General features: G+C 68.8%; 10 protein-coding genes. 4 read left to right on the top strand and 6 right to left on the bottom strand.

Annotation, left to right across the window (positions count from 1 at the left end; translation table 11 throughout):
• Positions 1-4: 4 nt before the first annotated feature.
• The 6 genes from IDF66_RS06710 to IDF66_RS06685 all read right to left on the bottom strand — a co-directional run bounded on the left by IDF66_RS06710 (position 5) and on the right by IDF66_RS06685 (position 8,256).
• Positions 5-1,195, bottom strand: a complete 1,191-nt coding sequence (locus IDF66_RS06710) for a M24 family metallopeptidase (RefSeq protein WP_164310733.1) — start codon at positions 1,193-1,195, stop codon at positions 5-7.
• A gap of 39 nt (positions 1,196-1,234) precedes the next feature.
• Positions 1,235-2,752, bottom strand: coding sequence for an NAD-dependent succinate-semialdehyde dehydrogenase (locus IDF66_RS06705; protein ID WP_190266125.1), 1,518 nt, complete (start codon positions 2,750-2,752; stop codon positions 1,235-1,237).
• 2 nt (positions 2,753-2,754) lie between these two features.
• On the bottom strand, positions 2,755-5,796 hold the full coding sequence (locus IDF66_RS06700; protein WP_190266124.1) for an FAD-binding and (Fe-S)-binding domain-containing protein: 3,042 nt from the start codon (positions 5,794-5,796) through the stop codon (positions 2,755-2,757).
• Between the two features lies 1 nt (position 5,797).
• Complete coding sequence (locus tag IDF66_RS06695) at positions 5,798-7,117, bottom strand: aspartate aminotransferase family protein (protein ID WP_190266123.1); 1,320 nt, start codon at positions 7,115-7,117, stop codon at positions 5,798-5,800.
• A 96-nt stretch (positions 7,118-7,213) separates the two neighbouring features.
• Positions 7,214-7,654 (bottom strand): MarR family winged helix-turn-helix transcriptional regulator, encoded by a 441-nt coding sequence (locus IDF66_RS06690; protein WP_190266122.1) that lies wholly within the window; start codon positions 7,652-7,654, stop codon positions 7,214-7,216.
• Positions 7,651-8,256: a DJ-1/PfpI family protein gene (locus tag IDF66_RS06685; protein ID WP_190266121.1), complete on the bottom strand. Its 606-nt coding sequence runs from the start codon at positions 8,254-8,256 to the stop codon at positions 7,651-7,653. Before IDF66_RS06685 ends, IDF66_RS06690 begins: the two co-directional genes overlap by 4 nt.
• 139 nt (positions 8,257-8,395) lie before the next feature.
• Here IDF66_RS06685 and IDF66_RS06680 point away from each other — a divergent pair, with 139 nt between their 5' ends.
• The 4 genes from IDF66_RS06680 to IDF66_RS06665 are packed head-to-tail and all read left to right on the top strand — an operon-like array spanning position 8,396 to position 11,750.
• Positions 8,396-9,421, top strand: a complete 1,026-nt coding sequence (locus IDF66_RS06680; RefSeq protein ID WP_190266120.1) for a D-2-hydroxyacid dehydrogenase — start codon at positions 8,396-8,398, stop codon at positions 9,419-9,421.
• Positions 9,422-9,425: 4 nt separating this feature from the next.
• The gene (locus IDF66_RS06675; protein WP_190266119.1) at positions 9,426-10,463 is read left to right on the top strand and encodes a type III secretion system chaperone family protein; all 1,038 of its coding nucleotides are present in this window, start codon (positions 9,426-9,428) and stop codon (positions 10,461-10,463) included.
• Positions 10,464-10,517: 54 nt separating this feature from the next.
• A complete protein-coding gene (locus tag IDF66_RS06670) occupies positions 10,518-11,081 on the top strand; it encodes an orotate phosphoribosyltransferase (protein ID WP_203589419.1) in 564 nt (187 codons plus the stop codon).
• A gap of 3 nt (positions 11,082-11,084) precedes the next feature.
• Complete coding sequence (locus tag IDF66_RS06665; RefSeq protein ID WP_190266118.1) at positions 11,085-11,750, top strand: TrmH family RNA methyltransferase; 666 nt, start codon at positions 11,085-11,087, stop codon at positions 11,748-11,750.
• Positions 11,751-11,786: the final 36 nt, after the last annotated feature.

Here is an 11,786-nt window from a genome sequence, read left to right as displayed (position 1 = left end):
ATCTCTACTTGCGGATCAGTTCGCGTGGGAAGCTGGTGAACGTCTCCACGCCGGTCGGGCTCACCCGGACGGACTCGGACAGCTCGAAACCGTAGTCGTCCATCCACATTCCGCAGACGATGTGGAAGGTCATGTTGGTCTCGAGGATCGTCTCGTCCTCGGTCCGGATGCTGATGGTGCGCTCACCCCAGTCGGGGGGATAACCGATGCCGATCGAATATCCCAGGCGCGAGGGCTTTTCCAGCCCGTACTTGGCGAGCGTCCAGTTCCACGTGGAGGCGAGCTCTCGCGTCGCCACTCCTGGGCGGATGGTGTCGAGCACGTTGTTGAGACCCTCTGCGGTCGCGTTGGCGACGTAGTCGAGATCCTTGGACGGCTTTCCCAGCGACACGGTCCTGGCCAGCGGACAGTGGTAGCGCTTGTGTGCGCCGGTGAGCTCGATGACGACGGCCTCGTCCTCGACGAAGGTGCCCTGATGCCAGGTGAGATGTGGGGTGTCGGCCGCCGCGCCGGTCGGCATCATCGGCACGATCGCCGGGTAGTCGCCGCCGAAGTCGTCTGTTCCGGTGATCTGCGCCTGCGAGATGGCCGCAGCGGCATCGCACTGGCGCACACCGACATCGATGGTGTCGATCGCCGCCCGCATGGCCTCCGAACAGACCATCCCGGCCTGTCGCATGAGTTGCACCTCGGCATCGGACTTCACCGACCGCACCCAGTTGACCAACTCGAAGTTGTCCACGAGTTTCCACTCCGGGATCGCGTTGTACAGCGCGCGATAGGCCTTGGGGGAGAAGAAGTGTGAGTCCATCTCCAACCCGACCGAGCCCTTGGAGGCCGGTGCGATGAGGAATCGCTGGCGCAGTGCCCATGCCACCCAATCGAACGGATGGACGTGCGGGCGATGCACGTAACTCTCCGGATAGCCGACGATCTGATCCTCGGCAAGCCATGTGGTGCGGTGTGCGCCATGCGCATCCATCTCACGGGCGAAGAACACCATCTCGCCGTCGACCGGCACGAACAGCATTTGCGGGGTGTAGAACGACCACGCGTTGTAGCCGATCAGATAGAAGATGTTCGCCGGATCGGTGACGATGATCGCCGAGAGCCCCTGCCGATCCATCATTTCGCGGACACGGGTCAGCCGCTGCTCGTACTCGCTGTCGGTGAACAGCTGAGCGCCCAGGTACATCCGGGTCTCCTGTCAGGTTGATCTGGGTGGGGACGGTGACTACGGCGTCGGGATGGGTCGGGCGATGTATTTGACGTCCAGGAACTCCTCGATCCCCAGGCGGCCGCCCTCGCGTCCGAGGCCCGACTGCTTCACGCCGCCGAAGGGCGCCGCCGGGTTCGAGACGAGTCCGGTGTTCACGCCGACCATACCGACCTCCAGCTGGGTCGACAGCCGATCGGCACGGTCGATGTCGCGGGTGAAGAGGTAGCCGACCAGGCCCCAGGGCGTGTCGTTGGCGAGCCGGACGACCTCGTCGTCGTCGGAGGAACCCGCGGCAGCGCCGGCGCCGTCGGACCCGAACGGGATGATCGCGGCGACGGGCCCGAAGATCTCGGTGTGCATGAGGTCGGCGGCCGGGTCGACGTCGGTCAGCACGGTCGGCGGGTAGAAATGCCCGGCGCCGTCGGGACGTTCGCCGCCACAGACGATCTGTGCGCCACGCTCGACGGCGTCGGAGACGAGGGCGGTCACCTTGTCGACGGCCTTCTCCTCGACGAGCGGACCGACCTGCGTGCCGTCGTGGCTACCGTCGCCGACGACGAGGCCGCCCATCCGGGCGCTCAGCTTCTCGGTGAACTCGTCGAGTACGGCCCGGTGCACGAAGATCCGATTGGCGGCGGTGCACGCCTGCCCCATGTTGCGCATCTTCGCCACCATCACACCCTCGATGGCACGGTCGACGTCGGCGTCGGCGCACACGATGAACGGCGCGTTGCCGCCCAGTTCCATCGAGGTGCGCATCACCGTACCGGCGGCCTGGCCGAGCAGGATCTTGCCGACCTCGGTGGACCCCGTGAAGCTGACCTTGCGGGCCTTGCCCGATGTCATCCACTCGCCGACGACGGCACTCGGATCGGAGGTCGTGACGACGTTGAGCACGCCGTCGGGAAGCCCTGCCTCGGCGAGGATCTCGGTGAGCAGCAGCGCGGTGAGCGGGGTGAGTTCGGCCGGCTTGAAGACCATCGTGCAACCGGCGGCGACCGCGGGCCCGATCTTGCGTGTCCCCATGGCGAGCGGGAAGTTCCAGGGCGTGACGAGGACACAGGGGCCGACGGGCTGCTTGCTGACGACGACGCGGTTGGCGCCGTCGCCGGTGATGGTGTGGTCGCCCCCGATGCGGACCGCCTCCTCGGCGAACCAGCGGAAGAACTCGGCGCCGTAGGCGACCTCGCCGCGCGCCTCGGCGAAGGGCTTACCCATCTCCGCGGTCATCACGGACGCGATCTCGTCGGCGCGGTCGATGATGAGTTGGTAGGCGCGGTAGAGGATCTCGCTGCGCGAGCGGGGCGATGTCGCGGCCCAGGCGGCCTGGTGGTCGGCAGCGGTCTGCAATGCGCGGCGCGCGTCGTCGGCGCTGCCGTCGGCGACCTCGGCGAGCGCCTCACCGGTGGCCGGGTTCTCGACGGTGAAGGTGGCGCCGGACGCGGCAGGCGACCATCGGCCGTCGATGAAGAGGTCGGTGTGGATGCGCGAGATCGCCTGGGCGGCAGCGGTGGGGGAGATGGTGGCGGTCATGGTCACGCTCCTTCGGGGTGGGTGGGTTCGGTTGGGGTTGCCGTCGGCGGTCGGGGGGTGGCTCCCCTGGTGAGGAGCTCGGCGAGGTGCAGGCCGGTCGACGAGATGGCCGGATCGGTGGCGGCCAGGTGGTCGACGGACATGGCGCAGCTGAAACCGTCGGTGATCACCGGTCGATCGGGTGCAGTGCGCAGCGCCGGGGCAAGCGCATGCTCGGCGACCGCCACGCTGACCTCGTAGTGTCCCTGCTCGAAGCCGAAGTTGCCGGCGACGCCGCAGCATCCGTCGGCGGTGTGGACCTCGACGCCGAGCGACTGCAGGACCGCGGCTCCGGTGGTCGCGCCGAACACCGCGTGCTCGTGGCAGTGGGTCTGCAGCGTGACGGCGTCGGGTAGGCCTTCGGGCCGCCAGCCTGCCTCCACGAGGCGGGACAGGTGGTCGGCGAAACTGTGCACCCGCGACGACACCCGGTGCGCCGCATCGGTGTGCACCAATTCCGGCAGATCCTTGCGGAGGGCAGCCGCGCAGCTGGGTTCCGGCACCACGATCGGGCGGTCGGTGCCGTCGTCGAGGTTCTGGGCGGTCCGCGACAACACCTTGCGGGCATGTGTCAATTGGCCGGTGGAGATCCAGGTGAGGGCACAGCAGTTGTCGGCGCTGCACCCGACCGTATCGCCCGTCGACCCGAGCACCTCGGCGGCGGCAGTGGCGACATGCGGGCGGAACGCCTTGGTGAACGAGTCGACGAACAGCACCGTGTCGGTGGCCGCGGTGACCGGGGGCAGTGCGGCCACATGGTCACGCCGAGCGCGCCTGGTGGCGAATCGGGGCATGCTTCGTCGCGGGTCGAGGCCTCCGGTGCGTGCGGCCAGGCGGCGCAGCGGACTTTTCAACGCCGCGTTGATCGCGGGCGCCAGGGTGCCCGCCACACCGAGCCATGCGGGCATCCACCCCAACGAGTAATGCGACATCGGCCGACGGCGACCGCGGTAGTGGTGATGCAGGAACTCGGACTTGTAGGTGGCCATGTCCACGCCCGTGGGGCAGTCGGTGGAGCATGCCTTGCACGACAGGCAGAGATCCAGCGCCTCGGCGACATCGGTTGACTGCCAGCCGGTCTCGACGTCAGGCGCGGTGCGGACCATGTCCTGCAGGACGCGCGCGCGACCGCGCGTGGAGTCCTTCTCGTCGCGGGTGGCGCGGTAGCTCGGGCACATGACTCCGCCGGAGGTTGACCGACAGCGGCCGACGCCGATGCAGCCCTGCACCGCGTGCACGAACGGGTCGGGCGGGGCTGTGTGTGCGCCGTCCGGTGCGGCACCCGGGGCGGACGGATCGGGGACACCGAGCCGGAACATGGTCGGCCAGGTGCGCGGTGGGACGCCTGCGAGTGCGAGATCGTCGGTGATGGGCGGCGGATCGACGATGGAACCCGGGTTCAGCGTCCCCTGCGGATCCCAGATCTGCTTGAACTCGGCGAAGGTGGACAGCATCGCAGGCGTGTACATGATGGGCAGCAGCGCCGACCGTGCGCGTCCGTCGCCGTGCTCGCCGGACAGTGACCCACCATGTGCGACCACGAGTCGTGCTGCGTCCGTGCAGAAACTGTCCATCACGGCGCGCCCTTCGTCGCTGCGTAGATCGAAGGTGATCCGCACGTGCATGCAGCCCGCGCCGAAATGCCCGTACATCACCCCGGTGAGGCGGTGACGGTCCAGGAGGTCGGTGAAGTCGTCGAGGTAGTCGGCGAGCCGCTCGGGGGCGACGGCGGCGTCCTCCCACCCCGGCCAGGATTCGTAGTCGGCGCCGACGCTCTCGTCGTCGGGATCGGCGAGCCGGGACGACAGACCGGCGCCGTCCTCACGAACACGCCAGAGTGTCTTGCGCGCAACCGGATCGGGAACCGTGGTGCCCGCGATCATCCGCCCTTGCGAGCGGAGCTCGTCGAGGAGCAGCTTCGCGGTGGCACCGACATCGGTCTCGGACTTGCGCGCGGCGCTCTGCTCGTCGATGTCGATGAACAGCCATGCGGTGCAGTCGCGGTCGGTCACCCCGGGTAGCGCGGACACGGTGTCGCGACCACGGCGTGCGGCCATCGTCGCGACGATCTTGCGGTCGATGCCCTCCACCGCCGATGGCGCATACGGCAGGATCGCCGGGATGTCGCGCGCGGCGTCGCTGACGGTCGGATACCCGACGCAGATCAGCAGTGGCGAGGCGGCGACCGGTACCAGCCGGACCCGCGCGCCCACCACGACGGCGCAGGTCCCTTCGCTGCCGACGAGTGCACGGGCCACATCGAAGCCGTTCTCCGGCAACAGCTTCGCCAAGTGGTATCCGGACACCTGACGGGGAATGGTCTCCAGGTCGGTGCGCAGGATCGCCATGTGCTGGGCTGCGAGGTCGCTCAGACGGCGGGTGAGCTCCGCTGCGCGCTCGGCCGCCGCTTCGTCGGTGGGGTCCGTCGCCTCGACGCCGTGACGGGTGGCGGTCAGGCGCTGACCGTCCGCGGTGACCAGGAACAGCTCCTCTACGTGGTCGGTGGTACGGCCATGGCGCACAGAGTGATTCCCACATGCATCGTTGCCGATGGCGCCTCCGAGAGTGGCGCGTGACGCCGACGACGGGTCGGGCGCGAACGTGAGCCTGCCGTCGGTGGCGGAGCGCGCCTGCGCGGCGAGCGTCGTCAGGACGATGCCGGACTCCGCGACGGCCGTCCCGGTTTCGGTGTCGACCGACAGAACCCGGTTCATGTGGCGCGACAGGTCCATCACGATGCCGGGTCCGATGGCGTTGCCGCCCATCGAGGTGCCGCCCCCACGCGGGATCAGGGGGATGCGATGGCGGTGGCAGTACGACACCGTGCGCGCCACATCATCGGCGTCGCGGGGGAACACCACGGCGACCGGACGGATCCGGTAGTTGGAGGCGTCGTAGGAGTACTCGGCGAGACGCCGCGACGAGGAGTCGACCTCGACGCCGAGGGCGTCGAGGTCTCCGGCGACATCGGTCTGCGTACCGCCGGCGGTGGGGGCATGTGTCATCTCAACCGAGCGTATCGCGTGGGAGCGCGTCTGACAGGGCGGCGGCGAATCGGTCGAGGCCCGTCGCGATCTCGTCCTCGGTGACCACGAGCGCAGGGATCAACCGCACGACATTGCCGGCGGGCCCGCAGGTGAGGGTCAGCAGGCCGTGCCGGGTGGTGGCCTGCTGGACGGCCGCGGCGGCGGCCGCGTCGGGCACCGGCGTGGTGCCGTCGCCGGCGGTGACGAACTCGATGCCTGCCATCAGGCCGAGACCGCGGACGTCGCCGATCGCGTCGAACCCGGTGGCGATCTGCTGCAGTCCGGCGAGCATCTGCTCGCCACGGACACGTGCGTTGTCCACGAGGTTCTCGTCGTGGATGACGTCGATGGTGGCGACAGCGGCCGCCGCGGCCACCGCATTGCCGCCGTAGGTGCCGCCCTGCGAGCCCGGCCAGGCCTTGCTCATCAGTTCGGTGGACGCGGCGATCGCGGAGATCGGGAACCCGGAGGCCAGGCCTTTCGCGGTGATGAGGATGTCAGGAGTGAGGTCGGCGGCATGCTGATGACCCCAGAACTTGCCGGTGCGGCCGAAGCCCGCCTGCACCTCGTCGAGGATGAGCACGATGCCATGGCGGTCCGCGCGCTCTCGCAGCCCTTCCAGGAAGCGCGGCGGCGTCGGCAGGTAGCCGCCGTCGCCGAGCACCGGCTCGATGAGGAAGGCGGCGGTGTCGTTGGGTGCGACCCGCGACTGCAGAAGGTAGTCGAGCTCGCGCAGCGCGAAGTCGACGGCGGTGTCGGTGTCCCAGCCGTAGCGATAGGCGTACGGGAACGGCGACATGTGGACGCCGGCCATCAGCGGCGAGAAGCCTGCGGAGAACTTGGTTCCCGCGGTGGTCAGGCTGGCAGCGGCCACGGTGCGCCCGTGGAACCCGCCCTGGAACACGACGATGTTCGGGCGTGCGGTGGCCATGCGGGCGAGGCGGATCGCCGCCTCGACGGCCTCCGACCCCGAGTTCGCGTAGAAGACGGAGTCGAGTCCGAGTGGCAGGACGTGTCCGAGCTTCTCGGTCAGCTCGAGCAGCGGCGGGTGCATCACGGTCGTGTACTGGGCGTGGATGATCTTGGTGCATTGCTCCTGGGCGGCCGCCACGACGCGTGGGTGGCAGTGGCCGGTGCTGGTGACACCGATGCCGGTGGTGAAGTCGAGGTAGTCGTTGCCGTCCGTTCCGTGAATCCACGAGCCGAGCGCATGGTCGACCACGACGGGCGTGGCCTGTTTGAGTGCGGGGCTGAGCGTCGCGGTCTGGGCGGTCTGCATGGATTCGGCGGTGACGGTCATGCGTCCACGGTGACGGTCGATCGTCGGATTGTCAACAATTCGACAGTGGTCCCGCTGATGCGCGGCCGGGAACGTCACCGACGGCGATGTGCGCGACTACTGCGAGCGATCGAGTGCCCTGCTCAGGGCGTGGAGCGCGTCCACTGCCCGTTGCCACTCGGCGGGCGCGATGTGCTCGGCGATTCGGTCCGCCGCGGCCCGGTGGTCCGGGTTGATGCGATGGTTTGCCTCGACACCGGCGGGCGTCACGTAGACGAGTTTGGCGCGACGGTGGCCGGGGTTGTCGCGGTACTCGACGAGGCCGTCGTCGGCGAGCAGATCTGCCGTCCGCTGGACGCTCTGGCGAGTGATGCCCATCGCGCGGGCGATGTCGGAGACGGTGAGCGGATCGTCGAGGACCGCGCCGATGACCTGCCATCGCGTTGCGGTGATGCCCGCGGGCCGGGCCAGTTCCTCGGCGAGGGCGAGGAACTGGCCGTTCAGGCGGAATGTGGTCAGCGCGCTGTCGGAGAGCAGGCGCTGGAGATTGTCACTCATTCCGGTCCGGTCAGGGCGTAGAAGCCACTCGGGTCCTGGTGAGCGTAGAGCCGGTACCAGGCGTCGAGGACGCTCTGGTCGTACACGCCGAGCAGTGCGAACACTTCGCGGGCGAAGTCGACGGGCGCCACGGCCGCCGCCGTGACCACCCCGCGGTCGGTCACGGCGGGAGCGTCGACGTAGTTCGCGGCGCCCGCATATCCGGTGGGTTCGAGCTGGGCGGCCGCGTTGCTGGTGTGAGCCCGGTCGTCGAGGAGGCCTGCTCGGGCCAATCCGACAGTCGCGCCGCAGATTCCCGCGACGGGTACGCCGGCCTCGACCCAGCGCCGGGCGGCGGCGACGAACTCGTCGTTGGCGTCCCAGATCTGCGCGCCGGGCAGGACGAGCATGGCGCTGTCGCTCGGTGACACGTCGTCGAGCGTGGTGTCCGGGACGATCGTGAGGCCGCCGATGGTGCGGATCGGGTCGGGGGACGCGCCGACGGTGACGATCCGGAAGGCGCCCGGTTCGCGCTGGTATTCGGGGTTGTTGATGCCGGCCGCCACATAGCCGTACTCCCAGTCGGCGAGGGTCGGATAGATGGCCAGATGAACGGTTTGCATGGCTCGCACTCCTCTGATCGGTATGTCAGCATTCTGTCAAATGTGACAGGATGCTGTCAATACCCCATGTCGCCGATCCGCGCGGGGCGTCGGGCGCGCTCGGAGGCGGCGGAGCGAGGGATCTGGTTACGGTGGGGGCGTGGCCACCAAACGACCGACCATCGCACTCCTCGGGGCCCCGGGGGTCCCGCCACCGACCAACCTGGACGAGATCGCCGACCTCGCGACCATCCGGAACTGCACCGCCGACACGCTTCCCGATGCCCTTCCCGGCTCCGAAATCTTGCTGGTGTGGGACTTCTTTTCCCGTGCGCTGAAAGACAATTGGGGGCCCGCGACCGCCGACCTGCGGTGGGTCCATGTGTGTGCGGCCGGCGTGGACTCGTTGCTGTTCGACGATCTGCGCTCGGCGGATGTGGTGGTCACCAACGCCGCAGGCGTCTTCGACCGGCCGATCGCGGAGTTTGTCCTGGCATCGATCTTGGCTCGGGACAAGCAGTTACACCTTTCCAAGGCCTTGCAGTCGGAGCGGGTGTGGCGCCATCGCGAGACCGTGCGGACCGAGGGCTCGTCTGCGTTGGTGATCGGGACCGGGGGGATCGGTCGGGCGACCGCCCGGTTGCTGAGCGCCGTGGGTCTGCGGGTGACCGGAGCGGGCCGGACGTCTCGCGAATCCGACGCCGATTTCGGCACCGTGCTGCCGACGTCGGATCTCGCCTCCTTCGTGGGTGACTTCGACAATGTGGTGGCGATCGCGCCGCTGACGCCGCAGACCGATCGGATGATCGACGCGACCGTTCTGCGGGCGATGCGCGACGACGCCCATCTGATCAATGTCGGGCGCGGTCAACTCGTCGACGAGCCGGCGATGATCGAGGCGCTGTCGGCAGGCGAGATCGGTGCGGCCTCGCTCGACGTGTTCACCGACGAGCCCCTCGATCCGTCCAGCCCGCTCTGGGCGATGGACAATGTCGCGATCTCGGCGCATATGAGCGGTGACGTGGTGGGCTGGCGCGACGAACTCGCCCGCCTGTTCCTCGCGAATCTGCGCCGTTACCTGGGTTCGGACGGGCGATCCCCGTCCGACGTGCTGGAAAACATCGTCGACAAGGAGCGAGGTTATGTCGTGAGCACGGGTCACGGCGGCGGCGATAGTAGGCTGTAGCGCGATGACCATCGTGTATTTCGTGATCGCCGTGTTGGCGCTGGCCGGTGCCGGCGTCCTGTTGTGGCTGGATCACCAGCGTTCCAGTGTTGCGCGACATCAGCGCGCGGTCTGGGGAGATCAGCACGAGTTCAAGTTCCGTGAGTCGGATACCAAACTGCGCAAGGTCTTTCATCGCGCGACGATGAACGTGCCGGACCACGTCGAGGTCCAGGATGTCGCATTCGGCCATTACTCCGGTGCGGAGGCTGCGGTGTTCGACCTCGTCGACACCGCGACCGTGGTGGCGGTCCGCCGCGCGGTCGCGTCGGCCGTGGTGGTCGACCTACGGCACGAGGACGTACTCGCCCCGGCCGAAGAGGACGTCGAGTTGCTCGGAGCCATGGGCCCGAGGGTGATGTTCTCCAACAACCTGGATGTGGCCCGCAGGGTGTGTGACCGGCGGATGGTTGCGCTGGCGAACACCACGCCGTCCTACATCGAGGTGCTCTGGAACGAAGGGAACTGGGTTCTCGGCTCGATGCCGTTGACCACCGACACCGATCATCTCGACACCGGACTCGAGGTGGTCCGGCGGTTCGCGGATCTGCTGCGGGTGTTGCCGCCGATCACCGATCCGCAGGACGCCCCGGACCCGCGCGATCCGCACGGACCGACCCGTGCCGAGCTCGCGGACGAGAAGACCGAGAACATGCGTGACAAGCAGCGTCGTGCACGCATCACGGCCGCCGAGAACGCGCCCGCCGACGAACCAGCACCGCAGGCACCCACGCGGGCGTGGAGCGCGGTGCCGGATTCCGCTCCGCCATCGGCGCCGAAGTCGGGGACACCGTCGACCGGCGGCAGGCGGATGCAACCGATGCCGGTACGTCGTCCGTCGCAGCCGCCGGCCCAGGCACCCGGAGGGCCGCGACCACCCGCGGAACCGGGGGAGGGCGCCGCGACGCCACCACCGGCAGGTGGACGTCCCGCGCGGCCGTACGATATGCCCCCGGGCACCAACGCCCCGACGGATCGCCCCAATCGTCATCGCCGCAACTGAGCTGCGGACGGTCCGTCACGCACCGGAGAACATCAGCGAGAAATGAGCCGTGACATGTCCGCGCCTGTGCCGCCAAGCGTCAACGAAGATGGACGTTCCCGACTGGCCGAGCTGGTCACCGAACTCGCCGTGGTGCGCGGTCGTGTGACGTTGTCGTCGGGCAAGGAGGCCGACTACTACGTCGACCTGCGTCGCGCGACGTTGCATCACGAGGCGTCCCGTCTGATCGGCAGCCTCATGCGGGAGCTCACCGCCGACTGGGACTACCTGTCCGTCGGCGGTCTCACCCTCGGCGCGGACCCGGTCGCCACCTCGATCATGCACGCGGCCGGTCGCGAGATCGATTCGTTCGTGGTGCGCAAGGCGGCCAAGACCCACGGTATGCAGCGTCGGATCGAAGGGCCCGACATCGCCGGACGGAACGTCCTCATCGTCGAGGACACGTCCACCACCGGCGCGTCGCCATCGGCCGCCGTGGAAGCAGCTCGAGAGGTCGGGGCGACGGTCGTCGGCGTGGCCACCGTGGTGGACCGCGCCACCGGGGCCGACGAGGTGATCGGCGCCCTCGGCGTGCCGTACCGCTCGCTGCTCGGGTTGAGCGACCTCGGACTGGCCTGAGGCGTGGACGAGCCCGGGCCGACCGAGTGGCAACCACGGTCGGGGCCGGCGGTGGGCGTCGGGCCGTGGGCCGACGAGCGGGATGAGCCTGCGCCGACAGATCCCCGATACGATCCCGACCTATTGGCCGACGGCGACACCCGCAATGTCGTCGACGCGTACCGCTACTGGACACGCGAGGCGATCGTCGCCGACATCGACGCCCGCCGGCATCCGTTTCACGTGGCGATAGAGAACTTCGCGCACGACGCCAACATCGGGACGGTGGTCCGGACGGCGAACGCGTTCGCGGCGGCCGCCGTGCACATCGTCGGCCGGCGGCGCTGGAATCGTCGCGGGGCCATGGTGACCGACCGCTATCAGCATCTGATGCACCACGAGTCGGTCGCCGACCTCATCGACTGGGCGCGTGGGGAAGGGATCGCCGTCGTCGCGGTGGACAACACGCCGGGGGCACGGCCACTCGAGACCGCCGACCTCCCCCGCGAATGCGTTCTGCTCTTCGGTCAGGAGGGACCCGGGGTGAGCGACGACGCCCAACGTCACGCCGACCTCACGGTGTCCATCGCGCAGTTCGGGTCGACGCGGAGCATCAATGCCGGTGTGGCAGCGGGCATTGCGATGCATGCCTGGATACGGCAGCACGCGGATCCCGATCGGGCCTGGTGACCCGGGCCGGCAGCCGGAAGTCGGTGCGAGGGTGCG

The organism is Gordonia hankookensis, from assembly GCF_014673215.1.
In the GTDB taxonomy this organism is placed as follows: domain Bacteria; phylum Actinomycetota; class Actinomycetes; order Mycobacteriales; family Mycobacteriaceae; genus Gordonia; species Gordonia hankookensis.
The sequence above is the reverse complement of the archived record's forward strand: the minus strand, read 5'-3'. Positions and strand labels throughout refer to the sequence as shown.